Source organism: Pseudomonas fluorescens, assembly GCF_003732425.1.
GTDB lineage: Bacteria > Pseudomonadota > Gammaproteobacteria > Pseudomonadales > Pseudomonadaceae > Aquipseudomonas > Aquipseudomonas fluorescens_BE.
On sequence record NZ_MOBX01000013.1, the window covers coordinates 1,218,458 to 1,237,928 of the forward strand.

The following is a 19,471-nucleotide window of genomic DNA, read 5'->3' on the forward strand; positions in this document are numbered from 1 at the left end:
TTTCCTGTAGGAGTGAGCCTGCTCGCGATAGCGGTGTTCCAGTCACTGAGTTCGTCACTGATAGACCGCTATCGCGAGCAGGCTCACTCCTACAGGGGATTTTTGGTGGGCCCTAGATCAGTGCACTCGCCGACCCGGTTTAAAGCTATGGGTTTTGTTGATCCACACAGTGGCCAGCGCGATGAGGGTCAGAATCAGCAGTGCCCACGGAAACGACATCGCCCCGGCCCGATCCAGCAACAACCCGCCAAACAAGCCACCGCCGGCAATCGCTACGTTCCACGAAGTAGTGAGCATCGCCTGCACCACATCGACATGCTCGCCGGCCGAATCCGCTGCCGAGGTCAGCAGTAAGGTGGCCGAGCCGCCGAACGACAAACCCCACACCGCCATGCAGGCATAAATGATCAGCGGCGACGGTGCAGCCAGCGCCAACACCAGCGCTGTCAAGGCAAACACCGCGAGGCTGATCAATGTCAGCCAGCGCAACCAGCGATCCACCAGCAGGCCGATGATCCAGATCCCGCCCAGTGAACACAGGCCAAACACCAACAGCACCAGATCAACCCGATCAGCGAGACCAGCCTGCATCAGAAACGGTGAGATATAGGTATAGAGAATGTTGTGCCCGAGCATCCACGCCAGCACCACGAACAACACCGGTCGCACACCCGGAAGGCGCATTGATTCGAGCAGCGGCAGACGCTCGTCACTGGCCTGCCCCGGACGATCGGGCACCGCGATCACGATCCACGCGGCCAGCACCAGAGCCAGCGCCGACATGATCCCGAACGACGCACGCCAGCCAATCAGATTGCCCAGCCACGTGCCCGCCGGCGTGCCCAGCGACAGCGCCACCGGGGTGCCGAGCATGGCAATCGCCAGCGCCCGCCCCTGTTGATGCACTGGCACGATGCCGCGCGCATAACCGGCCATGATCCCCCACGACAGCCCCGCCGCCATCCCGGCGAGAAACCGCGAAGCCAGGGTCAGGCCGTAATGACTGGAGAACGTGGTGACGGTGTTGAACAACAGAAACCCGCCGACCGTCATCAACAATACCCGCCGCCGCGGCCAGCCGCGCGTGGCGACAGTCAGCGGGATCGCCGCGACAATCGAACCCAGCGCATACAGCGTCACCAGTTGCCCGGCGAACACTTCGCTAACGTTGAGCCCGGCACCGATTTGCGGCAGCAGCCCGGCGGGCAGGGTTTCGGTGAGGATGGCGATGAACCCGGTCATGGCGAACGCCAGCAACGCGGCATAGGGCAGTTTGTCCGCACGGGCGGTGCGGTCGACGCGGCTGAAATCGGCGCTGGCGGGGTCAGTCATGACGGGTGCGGCTCCTTTTGACTCAACTATGGCGGGTGATTGTATACAACTTATCCCGCTGCCACGCCACCCACACTGTAAGGACTGACACAACACTGAATTCCTGTAGGAGCTGCCGAAGGCTGCGATCTTTTGACCTTATAAACAGCAAGATCAAAAGATCGCAGCCTTCGGCAGCTCCTACACGGGTTGCGCTGTTTTACGGTTTCGGTACAGCCCAGCAGCTTTACTGCACGGGCAAGAAATTCAGGAACAACAAACTCTGTGCGTAGTTAAGGCCGATCCGCCGGTAACGCTCATCAAGCATCTGCGTGAGCAAATCCAGGCGTGCGACGATTTTGCTGAATTCGGTGGCGAAACTCAGGTTGCTGCCCTCCTCCGAAATCTCGTTGGAGAACAACAACGGCTGGCCCTCCTTGTTCTGCCGCTGCGACAGAATCCACATGGCCTTCTCAATGTTGCGCGCCGAGTTATGCACGAACGTCGGGTTGATCGCGTCAGTCATGTAGAACTCGGTGCGATTGCCGTGGGCGGTCACCAGCATGCTGCCGATCGCATAGATGAACGCGCCAACGCGGTCACCGAGAAATTCCGGACTCATCGCATAACTGAGTGCGGCCAGATCCTTGCGACCGCCAAGCACCGGCAACGGCTGTTGCTGCTCGATGGCCAGGCGCACCTGTTTCACCGCCGTGTTGATGTTGAGGAACCCCGATTTGCGCAGCTCTTCGGGGTTGCGCAAGTACAGCTTGCCCATCAAGCGATAAAGGCTGTTGAGGTTGTCGCGCATCGCCAACGTGGCCATGCGGTCGACGCTGGTCTGCAAAAATTCCTGCGGCTGCCCCTCACGCATCTGATTGAAGAAACCATTGCCGTCCTGGTGAGTGCAACCGCTGAACAGCAGCGACGACAAACACGCCAGCAACAGGCACGGGCGACGGAAAAAAGCAGCGATCAGGGCAAAAGCTCTCGGCATGAAATCTCGAACAGGCACATTCCTGTGCGGCGGGAGTCACCGCATCCTGGCCATGGATAGAGCCGCCGATTGCGAAAAAGTGCAGTGGTGCGCACGACCAGCCGACCTTCGGCAATGCCTGCCCAACCAATTAGTCAGTCTTTATTGTTGAAATAAACGATTAATCAGCTATAAATTTTCACTACTCACACAAATAGCATGACTAGTCATCCTGTAGGAGCTGCCGCAGGCTGCGATCTTTTGACGTTGGGGTTTAGAAGCAAGATCAACAGATCGCAGCCTGCGGCAGCTCCTACACGGCATCGGCGCCATTTTGAAAACAACAACAAAAAGGAAGGTCAACCATGCTTCAATCCCGTCACCTGCTCTCCGGCCTCGGACTGTCCCTGATGATCGCCACGCTCTCCGCCAACGCGGCCGGCCTTAGCGCCGAACACAAAGCCTTCGGCAAAACCAATGACGGCACGCCCGTCGAGCAATACATCCTGCGCAACAGCCACGGCATGCAAGCCACCGTCATCACCTACGGCGCGACCCTGCAATCGCTGAAAGTCGCCGACAAGCACGGCAAGTTCGACGACGTCGTGCTCGGCTTCGATGATGTACAGGGTTACCAGAAAGGCACCGCCTACTTCGGCGCAACCATCGGCCGCTTCGGCAATCGCCTCGCCGACGGCGCCTTCGAACTCGACGGCAAGCGCTATCAAGTGCCGCAGAACGACAAGACCAATGCGCTACATGGCGGAACTCAGGGCTTCGACAAGAAGGTCTGGAAAGCCCAGGAAACCAAGGACAAGGATTCCGTCGGCGTGACCCTGACCTATCTGTCGGCGGACGGTGAAATGGGCTTTCCCGGCAACCTCACCACCGAGGTGACCTATCGCCTGACCGACAACAACGAGTTGCGCATCGACTACAAGGCCAGCACCGACAAACCGACCGTGCTCAACCTGACCAACCACAGCTACTTCAACCTCGCCGGCGCCGGCAATGGCGACATTCTCAAACAGGTCGCCACCCTGCACGCCAGCCATTACACCCCGGTCACCGCCAAACTGATCCCGACCGGCGAACTGGCGCCCGTGGCCGGCACGCCGATGGACTTCACCAAACCCACTGCGATCGGCACGCACATCAAGGCGGATCATCCGCAGTTGAAATTTGCCGAACCGAAACAGGGTGGCTTCGATTTCAACTGGGCGCTGGATACCCAGGGTGATATCGGCAAAGTTGCTACTGAGGTCAGTGATCCGCAGTCCGGTCGTGTGCTGCAGCTGTTCACCACGGAGCCGGGCGTGCAGTTCTACACCAGCAACTTCCTCGACGGCACGGTCAAGGGCAAGGGTGGCAAGGTCTATCCGCACTGGGGCGCGTTTACCCTGGAGACTCAGCACTATCCGGACTCGCCGAATCAGCCGGACTTCCCGAGTACTCGGCTTGATCCGGGGCAGACTTACAGCCACAGCGTGGTGTTGAAGTTCTCCGCGAAATAACCTGCCACCACCCAACATTGTGGCGAGGGAGCTTGCTCTCGCTGGGTCACGCAGTGGCCCGCGCTTTTCATTCAGTTGAAAACGCGGGGGCCTGCTGCGCAGTCCAGCGGGAGCAAGCTCCCTCGCCACAGGTTCGTCTGCACGCCGGCCTGCCTTCTTTCGGAACCCCTGCGCTATCCTGCTGCCCACTAAAAGGTATCGACACATTCAGCAAGGAGGTTTGCATGCGTACCCTCGAATTGGCCGGCGTCCAGGTTCCCGTCATCGGTCAGGGCACCTGGCGCATGGGCGAAGACCGCTCAGCGCACAAACGAGAAGTAGCGGCGCTGCGCACGGGTATCGAGTTGGGCATGACTCTGATCGACAGCGCCGAAATGTACGCCGAGGGCGGTGCCGAAACCGTGGTTGGCGAAGCCATTGCCGGCATTCGCGATCAGGTGTTTCTGGTCAGCAAGGTCTACCCGCACAACGCCAGCCGCACTGGCATCCCGCAGGCCTGCGAGCGCAGTCTGCGGCGGCTCGGCACCGATTACATCGACCTCTATCTGCTGCATTGGCGCGGCCAGTATCCGCTGGAGGAAACCGTCGAAGCTTTCGAACGCCTGCGCGAGGATGGCAAGATCGGCCGATGGGGCGTGTCGAATTTCGATGTCGACGATCTCGAAGAACTGTCGAGTTCAGCCTGCGCGACCAATCAGGTGCTCTACAACCTCGAAGAGCGCGGCATCGAATTCGACCTGCTGCCGTGGTGCCAACATCAGCGCATGCCGCTGATGGCCTACTGTCCGATTGGCCAGGGTGGCGCCATGCTCGCCGAGCCGGTGTTGCAAGACATTGCCGCTCGTCACGGCGTAACCCCCGCACAGGTTTCGCTGGCGTGGATTCTGCGTCAGGATGGTGTGATTGCGATTCCCAAGGCTGTGCGACCGGAACACGTGCAACTCAATGCACACGCCGCGCAACTGCAACTGGAGGCCGGGGATCTGGCGGCGCTGGACCAAGTGTTTCAAGCGCCACAACGCAAGCAGCGGCTGGCCATGGTCTGAGCCGCCGACTGGCGAGGGCTTCGCGATGAGAAGCACAGATCAGTACGACCCGTTCAACCTGCAACGTTTTATCCAGGCTCAGGATCCAGTGTTCGAGCGCGTGCAACGCGAACTCGATGAGGGCCGCAAGCGCAGCCACTGGATGTGGTTTGTCTTCCCGCAGTTCGCCGGCCTGGGCGGCAGTGAAATGTCCCGGCGCTTTGCCATCGGTTCGGCCGAGGAAGCCCGGGCGTACCTGGCTCACGAACTGCTCGGCGCGCGCCTGCGTACGTGCACGCAGTTAGTGCTGAAGGTGCGTCAGCGTTCGATCGCGGAGATTTTCGGCCATCCCGATGACCTGAAATTTCATTCCTCGATGACCCTGTTCGCCCAGTTCGCCGATGAAGACAGCCTGTTTAATCAAGCACTGGAGCGCTACTTCCACGGCATTCTTGATGAATGGACGCTACAACTGCTCGACTCAAAACAGGCCCAGCTGCCCCCCGATCAGGGTTGAGAAATCGTCGTCGACAAACGGCAGAATCGCATCCGCTACGGGTTGCAGTTGCCGGGTGATGTAGTGGTCGTAATCGATGGCGGCGCGGCGCACTTCCAGCGGTTCGGGACCTGCCAGGGTGATGACGTAGCTGATCCAGCCACCGTTCTGGTATTGCCGTGGACGCCCGTGTTGCGCGTTGTAATCGTCGGCCAGGCGCGCCGCACGCACGTGGGGCGGTACGTTGCGTTCGTAATCGTCGAGGGTGCGGCGCAGGCGTTTGCGGTAGACCAGACGATCGTCGAATTCGCCGGCGAGGGTTTTGCGCACGTAGTCGCGCACGTAATCCTGGTAGGGCTTGCGCTGGAAAATCCGCTCGTAAAGTTCCTGCTGGAATTGCCGCGCCAGCAGCGACCAGTCGGTGCGCACGGTTTCCAGGCCTTTGTAGACCATTTCATCAGTGCCGTCGGCGCGGGTGACGAGGCCGGCGTAGCGTTTCTTGCTGCCCTCCTCCGCACCGCGAATGGTCGGCATCAGGAAGCGTTTGTAGTGAATTTCGAATTGCAGTTCGAGGGCGCTTTCCAGGCCATATTCATCCCGCACATGCGCACGCCACCAATCGTTGACGTGCTTGACCAGCGCCTGACCGATATTCGCCGCCTCCTCCTGCCCGTGCGGGCGACGCAGCCAGACGAAGGTCGAGTCGGTGTCGCCGTAGATTACCGCGTGGCCCTGCTCTTCGATCAGCTTGCGTGTGCGCAGCATGATCTCGTGACCGCGCAGGGTGATCGATGACGCCAGCCGCGTATCGAAGAAGCGGCAGCCGCTGGAGCCGAGCACGCCGTAGAAGGCGTTCATGATGATCTTCAGCGCCTGCGACAACGGCGCGTTGTGCTCGCGTTTGGCAGTCTCCCGCCCCTCGGCGACACGCGAGACGATCGCCGGCAGGCAATGCCGGGTGCGCGAGAACCGCGCACCACGGAAACCCGGCACCGAATCGGCATCGTCCGGGTGCTGCAAACCTTCGATCAACCCCACCGGGTCGATCAGAAAGGTGCGGATGATCGACGGATACAGACTCTTGTAATCGAGCACCAGCACCGATTCGTAAAGCCCCGGTTGCGAGTCCATGACAAAACCGCCGGGGCTGGCTTGTGGCGGGTTGGTGCCGAGGTTCGGCGCAACGAAACCCTGGCGGTGCATCAACGGCATATACAAATGCGTGAACGCCGCCACCGAACCACCGCTGCGGTCGGCCGGCAATCCGGTAACGCTGGCGCGTTCGAGCAAAAAGGTCAGCAATTCAGTCTTGGCGAAGATCCGTGTGACCAGTTCGCAGTCCTTGAGGTTGTACTTGGCCAGCGCCGGTTTGTCCTCGGCGAACATGCGGTTGATTTCGTCCATGCGCTGGTACGGGTTGTCGATCGACTTGCCTTCGCCGAGCAACGTCTGGGCGACGTTTTCCAGACTGAAAGACGGGAAGCTCCAGGTCGCCGAACGCAGCGATTCGATGCCATCGATGATCAGCCGCCCCGCCGCCGAGGCGAAGTAGTGATTGCGGCTGCCATGCTCGCGCCATTGCATCTCTTCGCCGCCACGGCCGATCTTCAGCGGCACACCCAAGCGCCGCGCGTGTTCGTGGAGGATGCGCAGATCGAACTGCACGACGTTCCAGCCGATGATCGCGTCAGGGTCGTGGCGCGCGAACCAGTCGTTGAGTTTCTTCAGGATGACGGTGCGCGAATCGCAATATTCAAGGTCGAAATCGACGATGCTGTCGTCGCCATTCGGCGCGCCGAGCATGTACACCTGACGCTCACCACAGCCTTCGAGGGCGATGGAATACAGCTCGCCGGTTTCGGTGGTTTCGATGTCCAGCGAGACCAGGCGCAGCTTCGGTCGGTAATCCGGGTCAGGTTTGAGCTGGGCGTTGAGCAACACGCCGTCGGCATCGGGCGTGCCGCTGAACCGCACCGGCGCGGTGATAAAGCGCTCCATCAGATAGCGCTCCGGCGGGCGCACGTCGGCTTCGAAGACGTCGACCCCGTTGCGGTTGAGCGCGGTTTCCAGGCGCATCAACTGGCCGTGTTGCTGGCAATACAGACCGAGCACCGGGCGATGCTCGAAATCCTGCAGGGCCAATGAGCGCAGTTCGACGTTCTTTTCATCGTGCAGCAGGCGTTCGGCCGCTTCGCGCTGCTCGGCGGGGATAAACGCCACCGACGGCTGATGCGGCAGGCGCACACGGCGCGGCCCGGCGTCGGTCGCCAGCCAGAACTCGACTTCGGTGCCGGCCGCTGTGTCGCGCCAATGCCGGGTCAGGACGAAGCCCTGCGGTAAATCCACCACTGCAACCTCAGGAATTGAAACAGAGGGGCATTCTACGCTGCCCTTCCTGAGATAACCCCATCCCCTGTGGTGAGGGAGCTTGCTCCCGCTGGGCTGCGCAGCAGACCCAAACCCTGCCACCCCATTTCTCCAGACACACTGTGCCTGCCGCGTCTGCGGGTGCTTCGCCCCCGAGCGGGAGCAAGCTCCCTCGCCACAGGGTCATCTTTCACAGGCTGATGGGGTGTTTTTTCGGCAAATGACGTTTTTTGCGTGTTATCTGCCGCTTTGCCACCTTGCCCTGCGCGCTTGCGTCTACGATGCTTGAATAACAACGACAACACCTGAGTAACCACCATGAAGACCGTCGCCCAGCTGCTCAAGCTCAAAGATCAGAAAAATCAGGAAGTGCACCAGATCAAACCTGATCACATGGTGCTCGAAGCACTGATGAAGATGGCCGAGAAAAACGTCGGCGCCTTGCTGGTGGTCGAAGACGAAAAAGTGGTCGGCATCATCAGCGAACGGGACTACGCGCGCAAACTGGTGCTGCATGGCCGCTCATCCGTGGGCACGCCGGTGCGCGACATCATGGTGGCGAACGTGATCACCGTCGACACTCACCAAACCGTCGACACGTGCCTGGGCATCATGTCGGACAAACGCCTGCGGCACTTGCCGGTGGTGGAGAACGGCAAGTTGATTGGCTTGCTGTCGATCGGTGACCTGGTCAAGGAAGCGATTGCCGAACAGGCGGAGCTGATCAAGCAGCTGGAGCAGTACATCCGCGGGGAATAAATCCCGAAGCCGCCGCCCTGTAGGAGTGAGCCTGCTCGCGATAGCATTCTGTCAGTCACCTTATTTTTAGCTGACAGACCGCTATCGCGAGCAGGCTCACTCCTACATTTGAATCTGCGGTGTGTTCAAGAAGGCCAATGCCGGGCGAACACCGGCGCCAGCACCGGATGCCGGTCAATCCGCTGCAACCACGCATAAAACCCCGGTCGCGCCTGGCGCAAATGCTCACGGCTGCCGGCCCAGCGTGTCACCACCGCCGCCAGCACATCCAGCGCCCCCGGCGTCTCGTCATCCAGATACAGCTCGGCGGAAAACTGGTCGGCAAACACCTCCCAACTCCAGTGCAAACGCGCGCGCGCGCCGCCGATCAGATTCTGCCGCGAGGCGTCGTCGGGCATCAGCAGCCAGCGCTCCGGATAATCGATGACGCCGATCGCCGCGTAGCAATTGCTGACGATGTAGACCAGACCGCGAATGGCCTGGTCGCGATCATCGGCCTTGGCAGGCAGCAGGCCCGACCTGGGAAACGTCAGGCCCAGATGAATCAGGATCGCCGCGCTCTCGGTGATGGCACTGCCGTCGGGCAGTTGCAAGGTCGGTATCTGCTTCAGTGGATTGAGCTGGGCCAGCGCCTCGGCGGCTTCGGTGCTGGCTTCGATATCAATGAAGCGGTAAGCGATCTGGCACAGTTCCAGTGCCGCTTCGATGGCGGCTGCACCTGAATTGCGATGTCCGTAGAGCTGATACATGACTTCCCCTTCTAATGATTACTTATCCCCTGTGGCGAGGGCTTGCTCCCGCTTGGCTGCGCAGCAGTCATAAAATCAGAGACTGCGGTGTATCAGTTGTAGTGCATTTACCGGGTTTGGGTCTGCGTCGCAGCCCAGCGGGAGCAAGCTCCCTCGCCACAGTGGCAATTCATTTGGCTGTTGTATCGGTTTTGGCACGGTTTTCCCATGCTCTCGCGACTTGCGAATTCAAACCTCGCAAAACAGCGCTGGCGGTGCCCATCCCGCACCAAAAGCAATCATCGAACGCTATCCGCGTTCTTGTAAGGTGCGATACCGAATCAAAAGTTCGCGTATCCGAGCTGGCAACAAGGAGTTCACCGCGTGAATCTTCAAACGCTCTGCCGCATCATTCTTTGCCTGTTTGTTTATCCACAACGCCGAGTTCATTCGAACAGTCCCGGCGGCCAGCACTTTTACTTTATTACCTGACTTCATGAGCGCATACCGTGATTGGCGATGACCTCTTCGCCGACAATGGCGTGCTATTTATTTTTTAAATACAACTCGAAAAGTTATTGCACAAACGCCGCATTAAATGAGCGCAGGCGGGATTGTCGGACAATAACTTTCAGCGACTCTGCAAGTGCACCAAAACAGCTCCAGTGACTTGAACTCTTCAGCACTGCAAACATTGATTTCATTTAAACAAGAATAAGGAACATACGCCGTGACCCGCTAAAACATTGACCCGCACCAAATCAGTCCGCCGCGCACCAGCAAGTGCCCCGGCCGCCAGCCAAGCCGCCGCTCTATCCCGCCGATCAGCGTGATAGCGCGTAGAGCCTGACTCGCCTCTGAAAAAACTCCGCTAACCGGAGTAACGGGAATCCGCGCGCCAAAGAAAAATCATGACAAAGGCAAAACTTATATAAATGCGACATGGGTAACACTCATGAAATAAGCGCTCTACATTTCGGCAATATCTGGCACAACCGTTGCTATATGTAACAAGCATGAGACACCGACAGTGCGCTCACGTAAAAGAAGAACAACCAGGGAATGGCCAATGAACACCCAAAGTCGATGGCGCTAAGCCAGTAAGTTTGCACAAGCCTTGTTAACTGGATAGTTGAACTATCGGCTTCTGCACACCTTGAAGAAAGTTGCACCCACCCACTCGAACATCCTCTGGATGTTCGGACGGCACCTTATTGCCCTTCATCAACCCGAGGGAGCTTTAATGAACGACGCGGTAAAGCACAGAACCCTGCCGGGGCCGTTACGGGAAGCGCCGATCCCGCCGGTTTCGGGCAGGCCGGCCTTTAAAGCCAATACCTCGCAACCCGGTGGTCTGAATAGACAGCAGATGGTCTTGCTGGTGGCGGTGTCGGCGCTGATACATGGCGGCGCCTGGTGGTTTCTCCAGCAGTCCAAGACAGAGCCATTGCCAACGCCGCCGCAGATTCCGGAAATGACCGTCGAACTGACCAGCCCGACGCCACCGGCACCGCCCACCCCGGAACCACCACCGCCTCCTCCGCCACCACCGCCTCCCGAACCGGAGCAGCCGGTGGAAGACGAGGACGCGGTCAAGCCACCGCCGAAACCGGTGGAGAAACCCAAGCCGATCGAAAAACCGAAACCGGTCGAGAAGCCGAAACCAGTGAAAAAGGTCGAGCCGCCGAAAGCGCCACCCGCCCCGGCACAACCGGCCGCTCCTGCGGCGCCGACCACACCGAGCGCGCCACCGGCCCCCGCCGCCGCACCCGCTCCGGTCAAGGAATCGGCAGCCGTTTCCGGCCTCGCCAGCCTCGGCAACCCGCCGCCGGAATACCCGTCGCTGGCGCTGCGACGCAACTGGGAAGGCAGCGTGGTGCTGCGCATTCAGGTGCTCGCCAATGGTCGCGCCGGCACGGTGACGGTGACCAAATCCAGCGGCAAGCCGCAACTGGATGACGCTGCCGTCGCGGCGGTGAAGAACTGGAAATTCATTCCAGCCAAACGCGGTGACACGCCGATCGACGGCTTCGCCACCCAGACCATCGATTTCAAATTGCCGCAATAACCGAACGCTCAATCAACGCACAACCGAATAACGCAAGCGAGGTGTAACCATGAACGATTTGTCTTCGATGATTGTCCCCGGTGTCCTCTGGGGTCTGGTGCTGTTTTCCGTGGTCAGCTGGGCGATCCTGCTGGTCAAGTCGGCGCAGTACCTGCGGCAGAAAGCGCAGAACAAACAGTTCAGCAAAGCCTTCTGGGGCGCGCCGGATCTGCTCACCGCCGCCGAACACGCCAGCCAGTATCCGGGCTCGCTGGCGCGCATCGCCAGCAGCGGTTTCGAGGCGTTGCTGGTAGAAGATTCGCCGCGCACCACCCAGCAATTGGCGCACACCATCAATCGCTCGGATCGCCTGGAACGCAACCTGCGCCAGCAGATCCAGAAAGAACGCCGCTCGCTGGAAAACGGCCAGGCGATCCTCGCCAGTATCGGCAGCACCGCGCCGTTCATTGGCCTGTTCGGCACCGTGTGGGGAATCATGGAAGCGCTGAAAAGCATCGGCGAAACCGGCTCGGCCAGCCTGGAAGCGGTGGCTGGGCCGATCGGTCACGCGCTGATCGCCACTGGCGTGGGTATCGCCGTCGCGGTGCCGGCGGTGCTGATTTACAACTTCTTCCTGCGCCGCTTGAAGCTCGCCTCGGCAGACATGGATGACTTCGCCCATGACTTCGACGCCCTCGCCTCGCGCAGTGCGTTTTCCATCAGCCGTCAGGCCATCGCCAGCAAAACCACAGCCGCCGTGCGGGAGGCCAGCTGATGTCCTTTTCCACTCAAGACAGCGATGAAGTGCTCAGCGAAATGAACGTCACGCCACTGGTCGACGTGATGCTCGTGCTGCTGGTGGTGTTCATCGTCACCGCGCCGCTGATGACCAACGCAATCAAAGTGAACCTGCCGAAAACCGACGCCGTCGCCCCCGCCGAGAAGAAAGACCCGGTGGTGGTCAGCGTCGATCAGGACGGCAAGTTCTATCTGGCGAAAACCGAACTGGCGCCGGAATCCCTGGAAGCCAGCCTCAAGGAGGTCAAGGCCAAGGACAGCGAAGTGCGCGTGCAGCTGCAAGCCGACTCCGCCGTCAACTACGGCCAGGTCGCCAAGGCCATGGCGTCTATCGAACGCTCGGGCATTACCAAGATTTCGGTGATGACCACCCACTGAGTGCGGTGCCGGCCGCGTACTGAAAACACGCGTCCGGCACCGCTGACCAAATCCCGTCGCAATCGGCCGACCGAAAAAACGCCACGCGTCTTCGGAGGGGATCGGCTTGCTTGAAGAAAGTGGTTTTCCGCACGCGGTATCACCGAAAGCGGAGCAATGAGGGGCTCACAAGGCCAATTCGATAACGTCTAATAAAGTCGGAAACAACCATGCTGATGAACACTCCACGCTTCACGCTCAAACCATTGGTGGCAACGATTTCTCGTCACCGTTTTGTTCCGCTGTATCTGGTGGCCATGGGGATGGGCGCCGGGACCGTGCAGGCGGCCGAGGACGACAACGCTAACGTCCCGGCAGCTGCGGCGGTGGTTGCGCCGACCACGCAATTGCAACGGGTGGAAGTGACCGGTTCGGCGATTCGCCGGGTCGATGCGGAAACGGCGGTGCCGATCACCATTCTCAAAGCCGATGAGCTGCGCAAACAGGGCGTGACCACCACCGCCGAACTGGTGCAGCGCATCACCGGCAGCCAGTCGATCAACAACAGTGCAGGCTCCGTGGGCGCAGCCACTGGTGGCGCCTCGTTCGCCGACATGCGCGGCATCGGCGCGAACAAGACGCTGGTGCTGCTCAACGGTCGACGCCTGGCCAACAACGCCTTGTCCGGGACTAACTCGGCCGGCGGCGCGGTGGATCTGAACATGATCCCGTTTGCCGCCATCGAGCGCGTGGAAGTGCTGCGCGACGGCGCCTCGGCCCTGTACGGCACCGACGCCATCGGCGGCGTGATCAACTTCATCACCAAGAAATCCCTGACCGACGGCCAGTTGACCCTCGGTGGCGAAACCCCGACCCACAGCGGCGGCGGACAAACCAAAGACATGAGCGCCAGTTGGGGCTACGGCGATCTGGAAGAAGACCGCTTCAACGTCCTCGGCGTGTTCAACTACAACAAGCAGCAGAACCTCGACGCCAACGACCGCTCCTTCGCCACCGACTACGCCCCCGGTCGCGGTCTCGATCAGACCTCCGGCACCGCGTTCCCCGGCAACTACAGCCAGAACGGCAACGCCACCAACCCGTTGGCCAACAGCAATTGCAACGGCCCCAACCTGATCGCCCGCGACGGCTTGTGCCGCTTCAGCACCCGTGAATTCATCGACCTGGTGCCACAGACCGAGAAAACCTCGTTCTTCGGCAAGACCACCGGCAAGCTTGGCGACGATCACAACGTCAACCTCGAATACTTCTGGTCGCGCAATAACAACGCCACGGCGATCGGCCCTGCTCCGCTCACCGGTCTGAGCCTGGATTCCTCGTCGCCTTACTACCCGGGCAACGGCATCACCCCCGCGCCGACCGATTTCGCCCTCGACCCGACGCAACCGGTCGACGTCAACTGGCGCGAGACCGCTGCCGGCCCGCGTGAATCAAAAGACCAGAACACCAGCCAGCGCTTCCTGCTGAGCTTCGATGGTCTGGTGGGCGGCTGGGATTACAACGTCGGCGCCTCGTATAACCAGAACAAAATCGTCTCCAGCGTCACCAGTGGCTTTGTCAGCGACCAGGCGATGATCGCCGGTCTGGCCAGCGGTCTGCTCAACCCGTTCGGCCCGCAGTCGGCGGCCGGTCAGCAGTACATCGACGACGCGGCGTACCACGGCGCCTACTCCACCGCTGTTGGCCGCGTGGCCGGTTTTGATGGACGCATCAGCCGAGAGATCGGCGACTGGTTCGGTGCCGGGCCGTCTGGTCTGGCGTTGGGCGGCGAGTACCGCAAAGAGAAATTCCATCAGGACTTCGAGCAGTTTGCCGGCGACATCCAGAGCCTCGGTATCGACCCGGCCGGCAGCGTCGAAGGCGACCGCAGCGTCAAAGCCGCCTACGCAGAAATCAACGTGCCGGTGCTCGACAGCCTCGAACTGTCCGCCGCCGTGCGTCACGACAAATACAGCGACTTCGGCAGCACCACCAACCCGAAATACTCGTTCCGTTATCAGCCGTTGAAAGAGCTGGTGGTGCGTGGCGCCTACAGCGAAGGCTTCCGTGCGCCGTCGCTGTACGAGCTGTATTCGCCGCGCAGCATCACTTTCACTCAGGGTTACTACAACGACCCGGTGCTGTGTACCGGCGGTGTGGTGCAACCGGGCGGCAACGGCGGCCGCGATTGCGGTCAGCAGTTCCTCAACCAGATTGGCGGCAACGAAGATCTGGCCCCGGAGAAGGCACGCAACGTAACGCTGGGCTTCGTCTATCAGCCGATCAACAACCTCTCGGTCGGTCTGGACTTCTGGTGGATTCACATTTCCAACCAGATCCAGCCGTTCCCGGAATCCACCGTGTTTGATCAGGCCGGCTCCTACCCGGATCGCTTCGTGCGCAATGCCGACGGCACGCTCAACTACATCGTCACCGGCAACGCCAACCTCGGCATCGTCGAAACCAACGGTGTCGATGTGTCGCTCGACTATCGCTTCCCGAACACGCCGTACGGTCAGTTCGGTCTGGGCCTGCAAGGCACTTACGTTGACGAGTACGACTTCCAGAGCACCATCAAAGGCCCGTTCACCGACAAGGTCGGCGACTTTCAGGGTGACGGCGTGATCGCGCGCTGGAAGCACAACCTCACCGGCAGCTGGACCTTCGGCGCGGCGCGGGCGGCACTGACCAACCGCTTCACCACCGGCTACAACGATTACGACCGCGATACCCACGCGCGGGTGGCGTCGTATTCGGTGTGGGACCTGTCGGCCGGTTACACCTTCAATAAGGTGCTGGATGTCGATGCCGGGATGAAGAACGTGTTCGACCGCAACCCGCCGTTCTCCAACCAGGCCTACAACTTCCAGAGCGGCTATGACCCGCGCTACACCGACCCGCTGGGCCGCACGTTGTTTGCGCGCATGACGTACCACTTCTAAGGCACAAACACCGTAAAACCGGGTGAATGCAAACCTTTGTGGCGAGGGAGCTTGCTCCCGCTTGAGTGCGCAGCACTCACAAAAATCTGCAGGGTTAGTCTGATTTCCGGGGCTGCTTCGCAGCCCAGCGGGAGCAAGCTCCCTCGCCACAGTTTTTAGCGCCGCTAGTGAGTTTTCGGGCTTAGAGGAAAAACTTCATGAAATTCATGCGCAACATGGCCGCTCTGCTGCTCGGCGGCACGCTGCTGTGCAATGCCGCACATGCGCTGGCCGGCAGCAGTTATGCGCTGACGGTATACGGCGAGGCGCCGAAGTATCCGGCGAACTTCGAGCATTTCGATTTCGTCGATCCCAACGCGTCCAAGGGCGGTTCGCTCAGCCGCGCGTCGATGGAGATCGGCCAGTACAACTACATCAGCCCATATGCCGATCAAGGCATTTCCGTGGTGCAGGTCAACGACTGGGTGTACTCGCCATTGGCGTTTCGTTCGCTCGACGAGCCGTACACCGTTTACGCACTGGTCGCGCAGCAGATCGAGCGCGATCCCGATGGACTCTGGGTGCGTTTCACCCTCAATCCAAAGGCACGCTTCGCCGACGGTACGCCGATCACCGCCGAAGACGTGCGCTACACCTTCAACCTGTTGATGACCAAGGGCAGCCTGAGCTATCGCCAGCAATACGCCGACGTCCAGGATGTGCTGATCGAAGGCCCACGACAGGTGCGCTTCACCTTCAAGAACAACCTCAACCGCACCCTCGCGCTGGATCTGGCGACGATGCGCATCGTCCCCGAACACTGGTGGAAAACCCGCGACTTCGCCAATGGCGGCGGTTTCGAGCCACCGCTGGGCAGCGGCCCGTACCGGGTGAGCAAGGTCGACGCCGGGCGCAGCATCAGCTTCCAACGCGATCCGGACTGGTGGGGCAAGGACCTGCCGGTCAGTCGCGGGATGTACAACTTCGACACCCTCACGGTGAATTTCTACGGCGACACCGACGTCGCCCGCCAACTGCTGCAGGCCGGTGCATTCGACTACAACCGCGAGTTTTCCTCGTCCGGTTACGTGGTCGGTTACGACAGCCCAGCGTTGCGTGACGGACGCTTGCAGCAGTCGATCCTCGCTCCGGACAAACCCACCGCCGCTCAGGGCTTCGTGTTCAACCTGCAGAACCCGATCTTTCAGGATCGCCGCGTGCGTCAGGCAATCAGCCTGCTGTGGGATTTCGAGTGGACCAACAAGCAGATGATGCGCGGCTTTTACGTGCGCCAGAACAGCTTCTGGCCGAAAAGTGAAATGGCCGCCACCGCCCTCCCTGATGCCGAAGAATTGAAGATCCTCGAACCGCTGCGCGGGCAGATCCCCGACGAGGTCTTCACCACGGTGTATGAAGCACCGAAAACCGATGGCAGCGGCTATATCCGCGACAAACAACTGCAAGCGCTGAAGTTGCTCGCCGAGGCCGGCTGGACGCCGCAACACAATCGTCTGGTCAACGCTGACGGCGAGCCGCTGGAGTTCACTTTTCTCGACGGTCAGGGCGCTTTCGACCGCATGCTGTTGCCGTTCAAACGCACCCTCGCGCAGATCGGCATCACCCTCAATTTGCGGCGGATCGATTCGGCGCAGTACGTCAACCGCCTCAACGCCCGCGACTACGACATGATCGTCACCAGTTTCCCGCGCAGTGGCGACCCGATCGTTTCCCCCGGCCGCGAGCTGTACAGCCTCTACGCCTCACAAAGTGCCACACAAGTCGGCAGTTCCAACTCGATGGTGCTGGCCAATCCGGCGGTCGATCAACTGATCGACGGGCTGGTCCAGGCCAATACCCGCGAGGCCATGGTGCATTACGCCCGCGCCCTCGACCGGGTGCTGCAATGGGGTTACTACATGATTCCCAACTACTACTCCAAAGGCACACCGACGGTGTATCAGAACCGCTTTGGCATGCCGCCCGTGCAACCGGCGTACGACGAAGGCCTCAACACCTGGTGGGAGGTGTCGACCCAGGCGCTGACCACGCAACAGATGCACAGCCAGCTTGCGGGGGGCCAGTGACATGCTGCGTTATCTGAGTCGACGTTTGTTGCTGATCATCCCCACGCTGCTGTGCATTCTGGTGGTGAATTTTCTGATTGTGCAGGCCGCGCCTGGCGGCCCGGTGGAACAAGCCATTGCCCGCTTGCAGGGCTTTGGCGGGCACAGCATGGGCGGCGGTGGCGAGGTCGCCGCGATTGGTGGCGCGGGCCGCAGCAGCCGTGGTCTCGACCCGGTGCTGATCGAGGAAATCAAACACCATTACGGCTTCGACAAACCAATGCACGAACGCCTGTGGCTGATGCTGAAAAACTACGCACAACTGGATCTGGGTAACAGTTTCTTTCGCGGCGCCAAGGTTACCGACCTGATCGTGCAGAAGCTGCCGGTGTCGCTGTCGCTGGGCTTGTGGGCGACGTTGATCACCTACCTGATTTCGATCCCGCTGGGCATTCGCAAAGCGATCAAGAACGGCAGCGCGTTTGATGTCTGGAGCAGCACGGCAATCATCATCGGCTATGCGATGCCCGCGTTCCTCTTCGCAATTCTGTTGATCGTGGTGTTTGCCGGTGGCAGCTACGTCAACTGGTTTCCGGTACAAGGGCTGGTCTCGGATAACTTCGACAGCCTCAGCACGTTGGGCAAGGTTGGCGATTACCTCTGGCACCTGGTGTTGCCGGTGACGGCGCTGGTGATTGGCGGCTTCGCCACGTTGACGATCCTGACCAAGAACAGCTTCCTCAACGAGATCAGCCGCCAGTACGTGATCACCGCGCGGGCCAAGGGTCTGACGGAGAGGCGCGTGCTCTACGGCCATGTGTTCCGCAACGCCATGTTGTTGGTGGTGGCCGGTGTGCCGTCGGCGCTGATCGAGGTGTTTTTCGCCGGTTCCTTGCTGATCGAAACCATCTTCAACCTCGATGGCCTCGGCCGCATGAGCTACGAAGCAGCAGTGTCGCGGGACTATCCGGTGGTGTTCGGCGCGCTGTTTCTGTTCACCCTCTTCGGTTTGCTGATCAAGCTGATCGGCGACCTCTGTTACACCCTGCTCGACCCGCGCATCGACTTCTCGGCGAGGACTGCCTGATGTTCACACTTTCTCCTCTGGGTCAGCGTCGCGTTTCACAGTTCAAAGCCAACCGGCGCGGGCGCTGGTCGCTGTGGCTGTTTATCGGTCTGTGCCTGATTTGTCTGGGCGGTGAGCTGATCGCCAACGACAAGCCGCTGGTGATCCGTTATCACGACGCTTTCTACTTCCCGATCCTCAGCGACTATCTGGAAACCGATTTCGGCGGCGAGCTGCCGTTTCAGCCGGATTACGCCAGCAGCTACGTGCACAAACTGATCGAGGATCAGGGCGGCTGGATGTTGTTTCCGCCGATCCCGTTCAGTTACGACACGGTCAATTACGACCTTAGCGAACCGGCGCCGAGTCCACCGTCATCGAGCAATTGGCTAGGCACCGATGATCAGGCACGCGACGTGTTGGCGCGGGTGATTTTCGGCACGCGGATTTCGATTCTGTTTGCGCTGAGTCTCACGGCTATCAGTGCATTGATCGGCATCGTCGCCGGGGCATTGCAGGGTTATTACGGCGGTTGGGTCGACTTGCTCGGGCAGCGCGTGCTGGAGATCTGGTCAGGGTTGCCGGTGCTGTATTTGCTGATCATTTTGTCCGGCTTCGTCTCGCCGAGTTTCTGGTGGCTGCTGGGGATCATGGCGCTGTTTTCCTGGCTGGCGCTGGTCGATGTGGTGCGCGCCGAGTTCCTGCGGGGGCGCAATCTCGAGTACGTCAAAGCCGCGCGTGCACTGGGCCTGACCGACAACGAACTGATGTGCCGGCACATCCTGCCCAACGCGATGACCTCCACCCTCACCTACCTACCATTCATTCTGACCGGCGCCATCGCCACCCTTACCGCATTGGATTTTCTCGGCTTCGGCATGCCGGCGGGTACTGCATCGCTGGGCGAATTGATCGGTCAAGCCAAGCGCAATCTGCAAGCGCCGTGGCTGGGGCTGACGGCGTTTTTCGCCCTGGCGCTGATTCTGTCGTTATTGGTTTTTATTGGTGAGGCTTGCCGTGACGCATTCGATCCCCGGAGTTGA

15 protein-coding genes are annotated in these 19,471 nt (G+C 60.4%); 11 read left to right on the forward strand and 4 right to left on the reverse strand.

The genetic code is table 11. From position 1 onward, the window contains the following. Positions 1-117: 117 nt before the first annotated feature. The gene (locus tag BK670_RS16050) at positions 118-1,332 is read right to left on the reverse strand and encodes an MFS transporter (protein WP_123450983.1); all 1,215 of its coding nucleotides are present in this window, start codon (positions 1,330-1,332) and stop codon (positions 118-120) included. Positions 1,333-1,558: 226 nt separating this feature from the next. Further along, positions 1,559-2,308: a hypothetical protein gene (locus BK670_RS16055; protein WP_123450985.1), complete on the reverse strand. Its 750-nt coding sequence runs from the start codon at positions 2,306-2,308 to the stop codon at positions 1,559-1,561. A 344-nt stretch (positions 2,309-2,652) separates the two neighbouring features. Here BK670_RS16055 and BK670_RS16065 point away from each other — a divergent pair, with 344 nt between their 5' ends. The 3 genes from BK670_RS16065 to BK670_RS16075 all read left to right on the forward strand — a co-directional run bounded on the left by BK670_RS16065 (position 2,653) and on the right by BK670_RS16075 (position 5,343). Further along, positions 2,653-3,801: an aldose epimerase family protein gene (locus BK670_RS16065; RefSeq protein ID WP_123450987.1), complete on the forward strand. Its 1,149-nt coding sequence runs from the start codon at positions 2,653-2,655 to the stop codon at positions 3,799-3,801. 224 nt (positions 3,802-4,025) lie between these two features. Further along, positions 4,026-4,847, forward strand: a complete 822-nt coding sequence (locus BK670_RS16070) for an aldo/keto reductase (protein WP_123450989.1) — start codon at positions 4,026-4,028, stop codon at positions 4,845-4,847. 25 nt (positions 4,848-4,872) lie between these two features. Beyond that, complete coding sequence (locus BK670_RS16075) at positions 4,873-5,343, forward strand: DUF1810 domain-containing protein (protein WP_123450991.1); 471 nt, start codon at positions 4,873-4,875, stop codon at positions 5,341-5,343. Here the strand turns inward: BK670_RS16075 and BK670_RS16080 are convergent. Next, on the reverse strand, positions 5,308-7,668 hold the full coding sequence (locus BK670_RS16080) for a DNA polymerase II (protein ID WP_185036777.1): 2,361 nt from the start codon (positions 7,666-7,668) through the stop codon (positions 5,308-5,310). The two genes, BK670_RS16075 and BK670_RS16080, sit on opposite strands and share 36 nt — an antisense overlap. 339 nt (positions 7,669-8,007) lie before the next feature. Between BK670_RS16080 and BK670_RS16085 the strand changes: the two genes are divergently transcribed. Continuing rightward, entirely contained in the window at positions 8,008-8,448 is a 441-nt protein-coding gene (locus BK670_RS16085) for a CBS domain-containing protein (RefSeq protein ID WP_007918278.1), read from the forward strand. A gap of 125 nt (positions 8,449-8,573) precedes the next feature. Here BK670_RS16085 and BK670_RS16090 read toward each other — a convergent pair whose 3' ends face one another. After that, positions 8,574-9,197, reverse strand: a complete 624-nt coding sequence (locus BK670_RS16090) for a glutathione S-transferase N-terminal domain-containing protein (RefSeq protein WP_123450995.1) — start codon at positions 9,195-9,197, stop codon at positions 8,574-8,576. 1,222 nt (positions 9,198-10,419) lie between these two features. Here BK670_RS16090 and BK670_RS16100 point away from each other — a divergent pair. From BK670_RS16100 to BK670_RS16130, 7 genes are all read left to right on the forward strand, one after another. After that, positions 10,420-11,244, forward strand: a complete 825-nt coding sequence (locus BK670_RS16100) for an energy transducer TonB (protein WP_123450998.1) — start codon at positions 10,420-10,422, stop codon at positions 11,242-11,244. Positions 11,245-11,311: 67 nt separating this feature from the next. Further along, entirely contained in the window at positions 11,312-11,998 is a 687-nt protein-coding gene (locus tag BK670_RS16105) for a MotA/TolQ/ExbB proton channel family protein (protein WP_371748312.1), read from the forward strand. Continuing rightward, on the forward strand, positions 11,998-12,399 hold the full coding sequence (locus BK670_RS16110; RefSeq protein ID WP_093433931.1) for an ExbD/TolR family protein: 402 nt from the start codon (positions 11,998-12,000) through the stop codon (positions 12,397-12,399). The genes BK670_RS16105 and BK670_RS16110 overlap by 1 nt, the downstream gene beginning before the upstream one ends. A gap of 209 nt (positions 12,400-12,608) precedes the next feature. Further along, positions 12,609-15,320: a TonB-dependent receptor gene (locus BK670_RS16115; protein ID WP_185036778.1), complete on the forward strand. Its 2,712-nt coding sequence runs from the start codon at positions 12,609-12,611 to the stop codon at positions 15,318-15,320. 197 nt (positions 15,321-15,517) lie between these two features. Then, positions 15,518-17,383, forward strand: coding sequence for an extracellular solute-binding protein (locus BK670_RS16120; RefSeq protein ID WP_123451000.1), 1,866 nt, complete (start codon positions 15,518-15,520; stop codon positions 17,381-17,383). A 1-nt stretch (position 17,384) separates the two neighbouring features. Then, entirely contained in the window at positions 17,385-18,449 is a 1,065-nt protein-coding gene (locus tag BK670_RS16125) for a microcin C ABC transporter permease YejB (RefSeq protein WP_123451002.1), read from the forward strand. Further along, complete coding sequence (locus tag BK670_RS16130) at positions 18,449-19,471, forward strand: ABC transporter permease (RefSeq protein WP_123451004.1); 1,023 nt, start codon at positions 18,449-18,451, stop codon at positions 19,469-19,471. Before BK670_RS16125 ends, BK670_RS16130 begins: the two co-directional genes overlap by 1 nt.